Annotated in this window: 11 protein-coding genes; 7 read left to right on the top strand and 4 right to left on the bottom strand. The window is 69.1% G+C overall.

What is annotated here, in order from left to right; all coding sequences use genetic code 11:
• Position 1: 1 nt before the first annotated feature.
• The 3 genes from ACFVJ5_RS24710 to ACFVJ5_RS24700 all read left to right on the top strand — a co-directional run bounded on the left by ACFVJ5_RS24710 (position 2) and on the right by ACFVJ5_RS24700 (position 6,968).
• Entirely contained in the window at positions 2-1,345 is a 1,344-nt protein-coding gene (locus ACFVJ5_RS24710; protein WP_379223464.1) for an LLM class flavin-dependent oxidoreductase, read from the top strand.
• The gene (locus tag ACFVJ5_RS24705) at positions 1,342-5,094 is read left to right on the top strand and encodes an ABC transporter ATP-binding protein (protein ID WP_379223462.1); all 3,753 of its coding nucleotides are present in this window, start codon (positions 1,342-1,344) and stop codon (positions 5,092-5,094) included. The genes ACFVJ5_RS24710 and ACFVJ5_RS24705 overlap by 4 nt, the downstream gene beginning before the upstream one ends.
• A 296-nt stretch (positions 5,095-5,390) precedes the next feature.
• On the top strand, positions 5,391-6,968 hold the full coding sequence (locus ACFVJ5_RS24700) for a carboxylesterase/lipase family protein (protein ID WP_379223460.1): 1,578 nt from the start codon (positions 5,391-5,393) through the stop codon (positions 6,966-6,968).
• Here ACFVJ5_RS24700 and ACFVJ5_RS24695 read toward each other — a convergent pair.
• The gene (locus tag ACFVJ5_RS24695) at positions 6,961-7,335 is read right to left on the bottom strand and encodes a winged helix-turn-helix transcriptional regulator (RefSeq protein ID WP_379223458.1); all 375 of its coding nucleotides are present in this window, start codon (positions 7,333-7,335) and stop codon (positions 6,961-6,963) included. The genes ACFVJ5_RS24700 and ACFVJ5_RS24695 overlap by 8 nt on opposite strands.
• A gap of 67 nt (positions 7,336-7,402) precedes the next feature.
• Here ACFVJ5_RS24695 and ACFVJ5_RS24690 point away from each other — a divergent pair, with 67 nt between their 5' ends.
• On the top strand, positions 7,403-8,053 hold the full coding sequence (locus ACFVJ5_RS24690; protein WP_379223456.1) for a nitroreductase family protein: 651 nt from the start codon (positions 7,403-7,405) through the stop codon (positions 8,051-8,053).
• A gap of 57 nt (positions 8,054-8,110) precedes the next feature.
• On the opposite strand, the gene ACFVJ5_RS24685 is transcribed toward ACFVJ5_RS24690, so the two are convergent.
• The 3 genes from ACFVJ5_RS24685 to rfbD are packed head-to-tail and all read right to left on the bottom strand — an operon-like array spanning position 8,111 to position 10,994.
• Positions 8,111-9,190: a sugar phosphate nucleotidyltransferase gene (locus tag ACFVJ5_RS24685; protein ID WP_101466021.1), complete on the bottom strand. Its 1,080-nt coding sequence runs from the start codon at positions 9,188-9,190 to the stop codon at positions 8,111-8,113.
• A 35-nt stretch (positions 9,191-9,225) separates the two neighbouring features.
• Positions 9,226-10,131, bottom strand: coding sequence for a glycosyltransferase family 2 protein (locus tag ACFVJ5_RS24680; protein WP_379223454.1), 906 nt, complete (start codon positions 10,129-10,131; stop codon positions 9,226-9,228).
• A gap of 11 nt (positions 10,132-10,142) precedes the next feature.
• Entirely contained in the window at positions 10,143-10,994 is an 852-nt protein-coding gene (gene rfbD, locus ACFVJ5_RS24675) for a dTDP-4-dehydrorhamnose reductase (RefSeq protein WP_379223453.1), read from the bottom strand.
• Between the two features lie 227 nt (positions 10,995-11,221).
• Here rfbD and ACFVJ5_RS24670 point away from each other — a divergent pair, with 227 nt between their 5' ends.
• The 3 genes from ACFVJ5_RS24670 (at position 11,222) to ACFVJ5_RS24660 (ending at position 14,789) form a co-directional block, all read left to right on the top strand.
• Complete coding sequence (locus ACFVJ5_RS24670; RefSeq protein WP_379223948.1) at positions 11,222-12,640, top strand: LCP family protein; 1,419 nt, start codon at positions 11,222-11,224, stop codon at positions 12,638-12,640.
• 3 nt (positions 12,641-12,643) lie between these two features.
• On the top strand, positions 12,644-13,357 hold the full coding sequence (locus tag ACFVJ5_RS24665) for a TIGR03089 family protein (protein ID WP_379223451.1): 714 nt from the start codon (positions 12,644-12,646) through the stop codon (positions 13,355-13,357).
• A 103-nt stretch (positions 13,358-13,460) separates the two neighbouring features.
• A complete protein-coding gene (locus ACFVJ5_RS24660) occupies positions 13,461-14,789 on the top strand; it encodes a cytochrome P450 (protein WP_379223449.1) in 1,329 nt (442 codons plus the stop codon).
• The last annotated feature ends 39 nt before the right edge of the window (positions 14,790-14,828 follow it).

Below are 14,828 nucleotides of genomic sequence, written 5' to 3'. Positions count from 1 at the left end.
CATGTCGAAACAACTGCACCTCAACGCCTTCCTGATGTCGGTCGGCCACCACGAGGCCGCCTGGCGGCTGCCCGAGAGCGATCCCCACGCGCACACCGACATCAACTACTACGTCCGGCTCGCCCAGACCGCCGAGCGCGGCAAGCTCGACTCGATCTTCTTCGCCGACAGCCCGGTACTGATGGGCGACCCCGGTCGTCGGCCGAGCGGCAAGCTCGAACCGACCGTCATCCTGACCGCGGTCGCCGTTCAGACCAGCCGGATCGGCCTCATCGCCACGGCCTCCACCAGCTACAACGACCCCTACAACCTCGCCCGCCGGTTCGCCTCCGTGGACTGGGCGAGCAACGGCAGGGCGGGCTGGAACATCGTCACCACCGCGGGTGCCGACGCCGCGCGCAACTTCGGTCTCGACGACACCCCCGACCATCGGCTGCGCTACGAGAAGGCCGCCGAATTCGTCGACGTGGCAACGAAACTGTGGGACAGCTGGGACGACGACGCCGTGCTGGCCGACAAGGAACTCGGCATCCACACCGATGCCTCGAAGGTGCGCAAGATCCTGCACCACGGCGAGCACTTCCGAGTGGACGGCCCCCTGAACCTGCCGCGGTCCCCGCAGGGATATCCGCTGCTGGTGCAGGCCGGATCATCGGAGGACGGCAAGGAATTCGCCGCCCGCTACGCCGAAGCCGTGTTCACCGCGCAGCAGACGCTCGACGACGCCAAGGCCTTCTACACCGACCTCAAGGCGCGCACGGTCGCCGCGGGTCGCGACCCGGAGAGCATCAAGATCCTGCCCGGCATCGTCCCGATCATCGGCGACACCGAGGAGCAGGCCCGCGAACTCGACGAGGAACTGGCGCGGCTGATCTCGCCCGAATACGCGCGCAAGCAACTCGCCGAGCGGTTCGAGCTGCCCGTCGACGAGCTCGACCTCGACAGCGAACTGCCCGAGGACCTGCCCACCGAGGACGACATCGAGGGCGCCAAGAGCCGCTTCACCCTGATCGTGAATCTGGCTCGGCGCGAACGGCTCACGGTGCGCGAGCTGATCGCCCGGCTCGGCGGCGGACGCGGGCACCGCACCTTCGCGGGTACCGCGGTCCAGGTGGCCGACGCCATCGAGGACTGGTTCCGCCAGGGCGCCGCCGACGGTTTCAACATCATGCCCGCGGTGCTGCCCTCGGGTCTGGAGCGATTCGTCGACGAGGTGGTCCCGATCCTGCAGGAGCGCGGCCTGTTCCGCACCGAGTACACCGAGACCACGTTGCGCGGCCACTACGGTCTCGCGCGACCGGTGAACCAGTTCGACGACGCGGACGCGCTCGTGGCCGCCCGATGAGATCGGATTGGATCCGCTACCTGACCCGCCGCTGTCTCGAGCACCGGCGGCTGGTGATCATCAGCTACACCGGTGCGTTGGCGGCGGCGCTGCTCACCGCGGCGCTGCCGCTGGTGGTGCGTCATGTGGTCGACACGCTCAGCGCCACGGCGGCCTCGGTGACGCCGTGGGTGGTGCTGTTGCTGGTGATCGGCGCGGCCAGGTTCGGGTCGTCGTACGCGCGCCGGGTCGCCTCCTCGGAACTGTCGCTGGGGGTGCAACACGACCTGCGCCGCGACCTGTTCGCCGCGCTGCTGCGGCTCAACGGACGCGAGCAGGCGCAGTTGCGCACCGGGCAGGTGGTGAGCCGGGCGATCACCGACGTCACGTTGATCCAGATGTTCCTGCAGCTCATCCCGATGATCGCGGGCAATGTGGCGCTGCTGCTCGCGGTGCTGGTGCTGATGGCCGTGATGTCGCCCGCGCTCACCGTGATCGCGCTGATCGTGTTGCCGGGGCTGTGGATCGTCACCCGGCGCAGTCAGCGTCAATTGTTCCCCGCGAACTGGGACGCGCAGGCGCGGGCCGCCGAGGTGGCGATGCAGGTCGAGGCGGCCGTGGCCGGTGTGCGGGTGGTGAAGGGTTTCGGGCAGGAGCAGTACGAGCTGGAACAGCTGGGCGCGCGGGCACGGGTGCTGTACCGATCGCGGTTGCGGGTTGCCCGGATCACCAGCCGGTTCACCCCCGTCGTGCAGGCGGTGCCCGCGGCGGGGCAGGCGCTGATCCTGATCGTCGGCGGGTTGCTCGCGCTGCGTCAATCCATCACGCTCGGCACGTTTCTCGCGTTCATGACCTATCTGAGCGCGTTCGTCGGGCCGGTGCGGCAGTTCTCGATGTTGCTCACCGTGAGCCAGCAGGGCAAGGCGTCCCTCGACCGGGTGCGTGAGGTGATCGAAGCGCCGGACGACGCGGGCGCGGCGCCCGGTGCGGCGGGGACACCGGACGCTGCCTCGGGTGGTTTCGGCGCCACCGAGCCGCCGTCGATCGAATTCGACGCGGTCACTTTCGGTTTCGACGACACGGCGATCCTGGACGGCGTCGATCTGCGGATCGGCTCGGGCGAGACCGTCGCCGTCGCGGGTGGCGCGGGCAGCGGCAAGTCGATCCTGGTGTCGCTGCTGCCCGCTCTGCTCGAGCCCGATTCCGGCGCAGTGCGTTTCGACGGTATCGACATGCGACAGCTGCCCGATCCGCGCGCGCAGGTGGCGATGGTCTTCGAGGACACGCACCTGATGGCCGATTCGATCCGGGCCAACGTCGCCTACGGCAGACCCGACGCGAGCGAGGAACAGGTCTGGCACGCGCTGTATCTGGCCGCGGCAGACGAATTCGTCACCGCCCTGCCGCAGGGCATCGACACCACCATCGGTGAACGCGGACAACGGCTCTCGGGTGGTCAGCGCCAGCGCATCGCGCTCGCTCGGGCCCTGCTCACCGAGGCGCCGGTCCTTGTACTCGACGACGCCACCTCGGCCATCGACGCCCAGGTGGAGGAACAGATCTACCGGCGGATCGGCGCCGAACTGCGCAAGCGCACGACCATCGTTGTCGCGCACCGGATCTCGACCTTGGCGCTCGCCGATCGGGTCGCGGTTCTCGACGGCGGCCGGGTCGCCGAACTGGGCACACTGCGCGAACTACAGCAGTCCGGTGAGCTGTTCCGCGCCCTGTTCACGCCGCCGGAGGTCGTCGGCATCGGCGCCGATCCACATCGCGACGCCACCCGGGTCGCCACCGAAGAGCTCTGGGTGGCACCGGAAGTCGACTCCGACGACGACCGCACGATGGAACACCTGGCCAAGGCGTTCGCGCGGCGCTCGGCAGGCGCTCCCGCGGGTCCCGGCGGTGGCGCGGGTGGGGGCATGATGGCGAGCGCGCCACCCAACGGCGATATCGTCGCCCTGCTCGACCGGCTGCCGCCGGTGTCGGGCGAACCCGAGGTCGACCCGTCGTTTTCGCACACTCCCGACACCGCGTTCTCCCTGCCGCGACTGCTTCGCCCGTTCACCTGGCCGCTGCTCGCCGGCCTCGGCCTGGTCGGACTCGATGCCATCGCCCAGGTGCTGATCCCGTTCCTGGTGCGCTACGGCATCGATCACGGCGTACTGGCCGGTGCGCGCGAGGTGGTGATCGGCGCGGCCGCGCTGGCGATCGTGGTCGTGGTGGTGGACTGGGCGATCAGCGTCGCCCAGGTGCGCGTCACCGGGCGGGTCGGGGAGCGGCTGCTCTACGGTCTGCGCCTCAAGACCTTCGCCCACCTGCAACGGCTCGGCCTGCAGTACTACGAGCGCGAGCTCGGCGGCCGGATCATGACCAGGATGACCACCGACGTGGACGGGCTGTCGGCGTTTCTGCAGACCGGCCTGGCCACCGCGCTCACCAGCACGGTCACCATCGCGGGCGTGGTCGCCGCGCTCCTGGTGATCGACGCCGAGCTGGCCGTGGTCGTGCTCGTGCTGCTGCCGGTGCTCGGCGTGGCCACCGTGGCCTTCCGGCGCGCGTCGGTTCCCGCGTACAACCTGGCCAGGGAGCGGGTCAGCGCGGTCAACGCGTATCTGCAGGAGAACGTCGACAACATCACCGTCACCCAGGCGTTTCGCCGGGAGTCGGTGAACCAGAACGAGTTCGAGCGCCGGTCGTGGGCCTATCGCGACGCGCGGCTGCGCTCACAGGTGCTGATGGCGGTGTTCTTCCCGTGCATCGAACTGATGTCGGTGATCGCCACCGCCGCGGTGCTCGCGGTCGGCGTGCACCAGGTCCGCGACGACATGCTCACCGCGGGCACGCTCATCGCGTTCCTGCTCTACATCGAGTTGCTGTTCGCCCCGATCCAGCAGCTCTCGCAGGTGTTCGACAGCTATCAGCAGGCGGTGGTCGGCGTCGACCGCATCGGTGACCTGCTGCGCACCCCCGTCGACACCCCCGAGGCCGCCGATCCGCTCCCGGTGACCGGCCTCGACGGCGCGATCGAACTGCGTTCGGTGAGTTTCGGGTACTCGTCGCGAGCCCGCACCGTGCTCGACGGACTGGACCTGCGGATCGAGCCGGGCCAGAAGGTGGCCCTGGTGGGGGAGACCGGGGCGGGCAAATCGACCCTGGTCAAGTTGCTCGCCAGATACTACGACCCGACCGAGGGAGCGGTTCTCGTCGACGGTGTCGACATCCGCCGGTTCCGGCTGCGCGACTTCCGCAAACGTCTCGGAGTGGTCCCGCAGGAGCCGTTCCTGTTCGGCGACACCGTGCGCGAGGCCATCGCCTACGGCAACCCCGACGCCGAGCCCGCCGAGATCGAGTGGGCCGCGCGCGCGGTCGGGGCGCACGAGATGATCGCGGCGCTCGAACACGGCTACTACCAGCCGATCGGCGCGCACGGTCGCAGTCTGTCGGCCGGGCAGCGTCAGCTGCTGGCACTGGCCAGGGCACAGCTCATCGACCCGGACATCCTCATCCTGGACGAGGCCACCGCCTCGCTGGATCTGGCCACCGAGGCGCGGGTGCGTGCCGCGGTCGACGTGCTGACCGCGGGCCGCACCACGATCGTCGTCGCGCATCGGCTCGCCACCGCCGCCGATGCCGATCTGATCGCGGTGGTCGGCGGGGGCAAGCTCGTGCAGATCGGCGCCCATGCCGAGCTGGTGGCCGTCGATGGACCGTATCGGCGCCTGTGGGCCGCCTATGTCGGTGACGAAGCGCAGCACATTTCCAGCTAACCGGCGCGAGGTCGGCCGCTGTCCGATGGGGGAGATCCGGACGGCGGCCGACCCCGGTCTGCCAAGGAACGGCGGACAGAGTCGGCATCCGCCGCCGAACCCGCGTCACGACCGCCGCGTCGTCGCGGAACGGGACTTTCGCGTGTACCGCGGAGTAACTGTTACCTGCGGAAATGGCGCGTAGGGCGCGCGTTCGGGCGGTACCCACGTACTCTCGTAGGAAGTCACCAGGTGCTGCGACCAGCGGGAGCAAATGCACAGGCACCCGTGCGGTCGTGCAGGCTAGGAGGTGTGCGATGAGCATTCAGCCCGATTTCGACCCGGACGCGCGGGCCCACGATGCCGACCCACTGGCGGAGACCGAGTACGGCACGGTCAGCGGAACCTGGGACGGACCGGTCGCCGTATGGCGCAGCATTCCCTACGCCGCCGCGCCCGCCGGGCCCGCTCGCTTCGCGAAACCCGAACCCCCGAAGCCATGGGACGGTGTGCGCGACTGCGTGGTCTTCGGGGATATCGCACCGCAGGCCATGGGGGCGATGGTGCCGGTGGATTCCGACCTGCAGATGGGCGAGGACTGTCTGTGGGTCAATGTCTGGTCGCCGCGGCCGGAGCCGAGCGACGACGCGCCGCGTCCGGTCATGGTCTGGGTGCACGGCGGCGCCTACTGCCTCGGTACCGCCGCCCAGACCATCTACGACGGGCGCAAGCTGGCCGAGGCGGGCGACGTGGTGGTCGTCTCGGTGAACTACCGGCTCGGGGTGCTCGGTTTCCTCGATCTGTCCTCGTTCGGTGAGCAGTTCACCGCGAACCTCGGCCTGCACGATCAGCTCGCCGCGCTCGCGTGGGTGCGCGACAATATCGCCGCGTTCGGCGGCGACCCGGGCAACGTGACCCTCTTCGGTGAGTCCTCGGGCGCGGGATGTGTCACCGCGCTGCTCACCTCGCCCGCCGCGGCCGGCCTGTTCCACAAGGCGATCGCCCAGAGTCCGCCCGCCACCACGGTTTTCGGGCAGGAACGGGCGGCGGTGGTCGGGCAGCGCTATCTGGAGCTGCTCGAACTCGTGCCTGGGCAGGCGAATCGGTTGCTGGAATTGCCGATCGAACAGCTCGTCGAGATGGGGTCCGTGCTGTTGGACGAGGTGCCCATCAAGGAACCGGGCAGGCTCGCCGCGGCGCCGGTCGTCGACGCGGACCTGTTGCCCGGCTACCCGATCGACCGATTCCAGCAGGGGCGTTCGCATCGGGTGCCGTTGCTGATCGGCACCAATCGCGATGAGGCGTCGCTGTTTCGGGTGCTGCGCTCGCCGATCATGCCGGTGACGCCCGACGCGGTGAACGCGATGCTGCGCGATGTCGCCGCGTCGCATCCCGAGATGGGGCCGGAGCGGATCGCCGAGATCACCTCGGCCTACCCCGATCTCGCCAAAACCCGTGGGGCGCTGGCGATGTCGACCGACGCCGCCTTCCGCATGCCCGCGGCCTGGGTCGCCGAGGGGCATGCCCAGCATTCGCCGACCTGGATGTACCGCTTCGACTACGCCACCCCGATGTTGAAGGCGGCCAGGGTCGGAGCCGGCCACGCCACCGAATTGCCCTATGTCTTCGGCAATTTCGGCACCTTGAACCACGACCCCACCTTCTGGCTCGGTGGACGCAAAGCCTCGGTCGCGGTCTCGGGCCGCATGCAGCGCCGCTGGCTGGCCTTCGCCGAACACAGCGTCCCCGCCGCCATCGACGGCTCCAAACACTGGCCCCACTACCGTCCCACCGCCCGGACCACCCTGCTGATCGACACCATCGACCGCATCGTGGACAACCCCGACGCCGACCTCCACACCGCCTGGGGCGACCAAGCAGTCGGCTTCAGCTAGATCCGGCGCAAGCGCGTTCGATCTCGTTGATGTGGGTCTCGGTCCACTGCCGCAGCGCGGTGATCGGTTCGGCGAGGCTGCGACCCAGCGCGGTGAGTTCGTATTCGACCCTGGGCGGGATGGTGGGATACACCGTGCGGGTGACGAATCCGTCGGCTTCGAGACTGCGCAGCGTCTGGGTGAGCATTTTCTGGGAGACGCCCTCGATCCGTCGGCTGAGGTCGGTGTAGCGCTGCGTGCCGTCGAGGAGCGCGTCCACCACCAGGATCGTCCATTTGCCCGCGATGTGATCGAGCACTTGCCGGGTCGGGCACTTCGCCGAGTAGGCATCGGCGGGCAGGCCCGAGGACTCCACGAAGGTGGTCATCGAAGGATAGTAACGCACTATTTAGTGCCTACTTCCCAATAGAGAGTGACTCTCTGATAGTTGGTGCATGACATCAAGAATTCTGTCGGTCGCCGAAGCGATCCGCACCCGACGCACTGTCCGCCACTACCGCCCGGATCCGGTCTCGGCGACCGATCTCGAGGCGCTGCTCGATCTCGCCATCGAGGCGCCCACCAGCTGGAACTTGCAGGATCGCGCCATCGTCGCCGTCACGAGCGAGGCGGGCCGGGCGGGTCTGGCCTGGGCGACCGGTGGCCAGCCCCAATCACGGGAGGCGCCACTGATGCTGGTGTTCGTCGCCGAACCGGAGTCGTGGCGCGAGGACCACACCGACGTCTACGACCAGGCCCGCGGCAACGGCGCGTGGTCCGAGGAGTTCATCGAGATGTTCGCCTCGGCGTCGCACGAGTTCCAGGACGATCTCGCGCGGCGGGGGCTACTGCGCGAATACGCGGTCAAGGACGCCATGATCGCGGCGACCTACGTGATGTTGGCGGCCACCGAGTTGGGGCTGGCCACCGCACCGATGAACGGCTGGGACGAAGCGAAGGTGAAGAAGACGATCGGGATCGGCGATCGTGACGATCTCGCGGTCGCGCTGCTGATGGCGGTCGGTCATCCGGCCGAGCGACGCGAGCATCCGGGTCGCCGGGCCAGGGAGCGCAATGTCTTCCGTGAGGCGTATGGGCTCGCGTGAACAGCACGACGCCGGGTCGCCGGCCGAGGAATCGGCGGTGACCCGGCGTCATGAGGATCAGACGTCGGTGGAGAAGCGGATGCCGCCGTCGGGGATGACCACGCCGGGCCACACGCGGGCGCCACGCAGGAGCTCGCAGCGGGCGCCGACGTTGGCGCCGTCGCCGATCACACCGTCGCGGACCAGCGCGCGGGGGCCGATGCGCGCGCCGAAGCCGATGATCGAGCGTTCGACGGTCGCGCCGGCCTCGACCACCGCACCGTCGAAGATCACCGCGCCGTCCAGTCGCGCACCGGCGCCGATTTCCGCGCCGCGCCCGACCACGGTCCCGCCGATGAGCAGCGCGCCCGGCGCCACACCCGCGCCGGGGTGGACGAGGGACTCGCCACGCTGGCCGGGCAGGGCGGGGGAGGGAGCGATGCCGCGGACCAGGTCCGCGGAGCCGCGCACGAAGTCCTCCGGGGTGCCCATGTCGCGCCAGTAGGAAGCGTCGACGTGACCCTGGACGCGGGCGCCCTCGGCCAGGAGCGCGGGGAAGACCTCGCGTTCCACCGAGACCGGGCGACCCGTCGGGATCTTCTCGATGTACTCGCGGCGGAACACGTAGCAACCCGCGTTGATCTGGTCGGTCGGCGGATCCTGGGTCTTCTCCAGGAACGCGGTGACGCGGCCGTCGTCGTCGGTCGGCACGCAACCGAAGGCGCGCGGATCGCTGACGCGGACCAGGTGCAGGGTGACGTCGGCGTTGGTCGACTCGTGGGTGTCGAGGATCGCGCCCAGGTCGGTGCCGCCGAGGACGTCGCCGTTGAACACCATCACGTTGTCCGCGCGCAGCTTGGGCAGCACATTGCGGATACCGCCACCGGTGCCCAGCGGCTCGGTCTCGGTCACGTACTCCAGGTCGAGGCCCAGTTCGGAGCCGTCACCGAAGTGCTCTTCGAAGACCTCGGCCTTGAAGGAGGTGCCGAGCACCACGTGGGTGATCCCGGCCTCGGCGATCCTGGCCAGCAGGTGGGTCAGGAACGGCAGCCCGGCCGTCGGCAGCATGGGCTTGGGCGCCGAGAGGGTGAGCGGACGCAGCCGCGTGCCCTGTCCGCCGACGAGGATGACCGCGTCGGTGCCTGCATTGCCTGCCATCGAGTTTCCCCTGTTCACAGTGGACCGGCGCCTACTCAGGCGCCGGTTCGCGCTTTCTCACGCAGCGCCGATCGAACCGCAATCCGGGAGCGAACCGCAAGTCCGGCCCGCAGCGCGCCCCGCAACGGTGCCTGCCACCAGTGCGGATGCCGGTCCGCCTGGAAGCGGTAGGCGCTGGCGTGGTGGGCGGGCAGCATCAATTCGGGATGCTTGCCCGCGGCGTGCCCCTTGGCGTGGGTCACCTCGGCGTCCGGGACGAATACATTGTGCCAGCCGGCCTTGCCCATGCGGTCACCGAAGTCCACGTCCTCCATGTACATGAAGTAGCGCGAGTCGAAACCGTCGATGGTGTCGAAGGCGGCCCGGCGTACCAGCAGGCAGGAGCCGGACAGCCAGCCGACCACCCGCTCGGAGATCTGCTCGTTCTCCTGGCGGTAGCGCATCGACCAGGGGTTCTTCGGCCAGACCGAGCCCAGGATCGCGTGCCCGGCGCCGTCGGCGAGGCCGGGGACGCGGCGCGCGGACGGGTAGATACTGCCGTCGGGCTCACGGACCATCGGCCCGAAAGCGCCCGCGCGCGGCCAGCGCTTCGCCGCCTCGAGCATCGTGTCGATGGAGTCGACGCCCCAGCGGATGTCCGGGTTGGCCAGGATCACGAATTCGATCGACGGATCGATCTCGGCGACGGCGCGGTTGATGGCGCCGCCGTAGCCGATATTGCCGCCGGTGTGCAGCAGCGTCACGTGCGAGTTGGCCTCGGCGACGAGTTCGGGGACGCCGTCGGTCGAGCCGTTGTCGGCCAGGATCACCTGCGGCTTCTCGGTGGTCGCGTCGGCCAGGGTGGTGATGAAGTGCTCGAGGTGCTCACCCGGTGAATAGGTCACCGTGACCACGGCAAGGCCGGCGGTGGCTGGAGAATCGGCTGCGTCTGCTGCGTTCACGACTGCGGAGCCTAGTCGGACAATCGGCGCAGTGTGTCGGTGAGTGCGATACGCCAGGGGCGAAGCGGGGTGAGGCCCGCCGCGTTCCAGGCCGCGGGGGACAGCACCGAATACGCCGGGCGCGGTGCGGGTCTGGGGAATTCGCTGGACGCGCACGGCCGTACCCGCGTCGGGTCGGCGCCCAGGTCGGTGAAGACCGCCGCGGCGAGGTCGAACCAGGTGGCGGTGCCGGAATTGGTGGCGTGCAGCACACGGGGGGCGTCGGGGCGGGTGCTCAATTCGAGCAGGCCTGCGGCGAGATCGGCGGCGCTGGTGGGGGAGCCGAGCTGGTCGTTCACCACGGTGACGGTGTCGCGTTCGGCTTCCAGCCTGCGCATCGTCGCGACGAAATCCCCCTCGACACCGGAATAGACCCAGGCGGTGCGCACGACCTGGGCGCCCAGCGCGAGCACCGCCTGCTCACCGGCGAGCTTGGATCGTCCGTAGACGGTGTCCGGTCCGGTGGGGTCACCGGGTTCATACGGAGTGCGCGCGGTCCCGGGGAAGACGTAATCGGTGGACACGTGGATCAGGCGCGCGCCCGCCGCGGCGCAGGCGGCGGCCAGTACGCCCGGTCCGGTCGCGTTCGCGGCGAAGGCGGCATCGACGTCGGTTTCGGCGGCGTCGACCGCGGTGTAGGCCGCGCAGTTGATCAGCACGGCGCCCGGGGTGAGAACGGCGTCGACGGCAGCGCGGTCGGTGATGTCGAGTTCGGCCCGCCCGAAGCCACGCGCCTCGGGTGCCAGGCGCAGGATCTGTCGACCCAGCAGACCACGTGCGCCGGTTACGATCAGGTGAGCGGGGGCGGGGAAATCGACGTTCACGCGGCCAGTCTGGCACGCCGGGGCACGTGCGGTTGGGCCCGAGTGTGGTAACTGTTGGTTAGCCTGTGATGGCCGGTGTCCTCGGACGAGCCCGGGTTAACGACAAGGCGGAGTTTGCCGGGGGGGAAGAGCGGACCGGGCGCGGAGTTCGTCGAGAGGATGCACGAGTGCGAGAGTCGACAAGACCGGTCAGCGCGCCTGCGGGCACCTTCGGTCCGGCCAAACTGATGGTGGCGATTTCGGCCGTGCTGGTGCTGGCGCTCACCGGATTCGCCTGGCGCAGTGTCGACAACCTGATCGCCAACATCGACCGGATCGGCGGCCTCGGCCTCGGCGGTGAGCGCGACGGCGCGGTCGACATCCTGCTCGTCGGCGTCGACAGCCGCACCGACGCGCACGGCAACCCGCTCACCACCGCCGAACGCGCGATGCTGCACGCCGGTGACGAGGTGGGCACCAACACCGACACCATCGTGCTGATCCGCGTGCCCAACGACGGCCGCTCGGCCACCGCGATCTCCATCCCGCGCGACTCCTACGTCGATATCGGCGGCCAGGGCAAGGCCAAGATCAACTCCGCGTACGGCTCGACCAAGGAGACCGAACGCGCCGAACTACTCGCCGACGGCAAGTCCGAGGCCGAGGCCGAACGCGAGTCGACCAAGGCGGGCCGGCAGGCGCTGATCAAATCGGTGGCTACCCTGACCGGCATCACCGTCGATCATTACGCCGAGGTGAGCCTGCTCGGCTTCGTGCTGCTCACCGACTCGGTCGGCGGTGTCGAGGTGTGCCTGAATCAGGCGGTGGACGAACCGATGTCGGGCGCGGACTTCCCGGCCGGGCGTCAGCGTCTCGACGGTCAGGAGGCATTGAGCTTCGTGCGCCAGCGCCACGATCTCGAACGCGGCGACATCGACCGGATCGTGCGTCAGCAGGTGTTCATGGCGCAATTGGTCGGCCAGCTGCTCAACGCCAAGACTCTGGCCAATCCGGGCAAGCTCAGCGAGATCAGCGAGGCGGTCGGGCGCACCGTCGTGCTCGACGACGACTGGGACGTGCTGGCCTTCCTGCAGCAGCTCAAGGATCTGTCCGGCGGCAAGGTGGAATTCGAGACCATTCCCGTCTCCGACCTCAACAGCATGACCTCGGCCGGGGAGTCGGTGGTGAAGGTCGACCCGAAGACGGTGCAGCGGTTCGTCGCCGGTCTGGTGGGGGAGGAGAAGAAGGAAGAAGGCACCGCTCCGAAGATCGATACCTCGACCGTGACCGTGAACGTGCTCAACGCGGGCGGCGCCACCGGGCTCGCGGGCAAGGTGTCCACGGCCCTGACGGGCAAGGGATTCCGGGAAGGCACGGTCGGCAACTACACCGGCGGCAGCGTGAGCTCGAGCCGCGTGCTGGTTGCCGACGCCGACGACCCGAAGGCGGCGGCGGTCGCGGAGGCGCTGGGTGGCTTGACGGTGGTCGCCGACGAGACAGTGTCGGCGGATACAGTGAGCGTGGTGTTGGCGAGCGACTATTCTGGTCCCGGCTCGGCCGCGGCAGGCATGTTCGATCTCGACGCGACTTCCTCGGCGACCGCGACACCGATACCGCCCGCCCCGCCGATCGACGCAGGCCAGAACGGACCGAAATGTGTGAATTGACCCATGCGTGAGCCGAATTCGACCCTGACCGACGCCATCCTCGACCCCATTCTCGAACGTGATCCCGCCGGACCGCGCGTCACCTGGTACGACGACGCCACCGGCGCGCGGATCGAACTGTCCGGGCTGACGCTGGCCAACTGGGCCGCCAAGACCGCGAACCTGATCCGCGACGAATTCGCGCTCACCCCCGGTGCGCGGGTCGCGGTGCTGTTGCCCGCGCACTGGCAGACCGCCGCGGTGCTGCTCGGCTGCTGGTGGGCGGGAACCGAAGTGGTGCTCACCCCCGATCCCGACGCCGACCTCGCGCTGGTCACGCCCGACCGGCTCGACGATGCCGACGGTGTCGACGAGGTGGCGGTGCTGTCGCTGGACGCCATGGGGACCCCGGTGCGCGACCTGCCGGTCGGAGTCACCGACTTCGCGACCGCGGTGCGGGTGCACGGTGATCAGTTCCTGCCCGGTGGTTTCCGGGCTGCGCTCGACGGGCTCCCGGTGCCGGAAGTGCTGACGATGGCCCGGAAATCCGCTGCGCTGCAAGGTTTTTCCGCCGGCGACCGGGTGCTGTCGAGTACGCCGTGGGAGACGGTGGAGGAGCTGGTCGACGGCTTCGTCGCGGTGTTGTTCGCCGGGGCCTCGCTGGTGCAGGTCGTCAATCCCGATCCCGCCGGTGTCGAACATCGGGTCGTCACCGAGAAGGTGACCGTCCGGCGCTGACTCCTACCCAGGTATAGGTTCGGGTCCGCCTCGGGGACGTGTCGCGTGTCACACCCCGTCCGTACTGTGGAAGCAAGACTTCGGCAGAGCGGCAGGGGTGGCGATGATTGCGAAATACTGGGTTCGATGGTCGGCCGAACACGGGGCGCCGCGTGCCATCCTGCGCTGGCAGGTGCGTCGCGGCGATCCGTTCTCGACATTGCTCAGCGGTCAGCGGGGCCTGCACGATCCGTATCCGCTGATCGATGAACTGCGCGGTCGCGGCGGATTGATCAAGACGTCGGTGTCCTACGCCACGTTCGATCACGCGCAGGTGCGAGCGATTCTGCGCGATCCCAAATTCGGCGTGCGCCCTGCCCTCAACGCGGAGCTGCCCGCCGCGTGGCGCAAGCTCGCCGAGGTGGTCACGGTGCCGCCGAATCCGGTCGAGCCGCCGTCGATGCTGGTCCTCGACCCGCCGGAGCACACCCGGATGCGCAAACCAGTGGCGTCGGCGTTCACCCCGCGCGCTATCGCCCGGCTGCGCGAGCGCGTGGAGGTGGTCACCGCCGAACTGCTCGAGTCGATGCCCGCGGACGGCTCGGTCGACCTGATCACCGATTTCGCGGCCAGGGTGCCGATCGCGATCATCGCCGACATGCTCGGCTTCCCGCCCGCCGACCGCGAGATGTTTCTGCAATGGGGCGACAAAGTGACGCCGTTGCTCGACCTCGGCACATCATGGCGGACGTATCGGGCGGCGATGGCCGCGATCGAGACCATGGACGACTATCTGGCCGACCACATCGCCACGTTGCGTCGCGCACCGGGCGAGGACATCCTGTCCACTCTGGTCAGCTCGGGCGATCTGAGTTTGCGGGAGCTGCAGGCGGGCGCGAGTCTGCTGATGGGCGCCGGTTTCGAGACGACGGTCAACCTGATCGGCAACGCGGTCGCCGCGCTGTCTGCCCATCCCGACCAGCTCGCCCTCGCCCAGGACGATCCCGAACGCTGGCCCGATGTGGTGGAGGAGACGCTGCGGTTCGATCCACCCGTCCAGACCACCGCACGCCAAACACTCGAGGATGTCGACATCGATGGTGTGCGAGTGCGGGCGAACAGCACGGTGATCCTGTCGCTGGCCGGAGCCAACCGCGACCCGGCGGTCTTCCCCGACCCGCACCGCTTCGACATCGATCGCCGCAATGCCAAGGAGCACCTGGCATTCAGTAGCGGCGTGCACTCCTGCCTCGGTGCGAGCCTGGCCAGGATGGAAGCGGTCCACGCACTACGCGCGCTCTACACCCGCTACCCGAATCTGCGCTTGCGCGGCGAGCCGGTCCGCCGAAACCTGTTCACGCTGCACGGTTTCGAGCACATGCCGGTCGACTTGGGTCCGGTCGCGCGCACCTCGGCCCCCGATGACCTGGCGGGTGCGTCCCGTCCGGCCTGAGTCCGGTGCTCACCGGTCCTCCTTCGGCCGGACTTTCGG

The sequence above is a fragment of the Nocardia sp. NPDC127606 genome (genome assembly GCF_042671725.1).
Classification (GTDB): domain Bacteria; phylum Actinomycetota; class Actinomycetes; order Mycobacteriales; family Mycobacteriaceae; genus Nocardia.
This window is presented reverse-complemented; position numbering and strand designations above follow the sequence as displayed.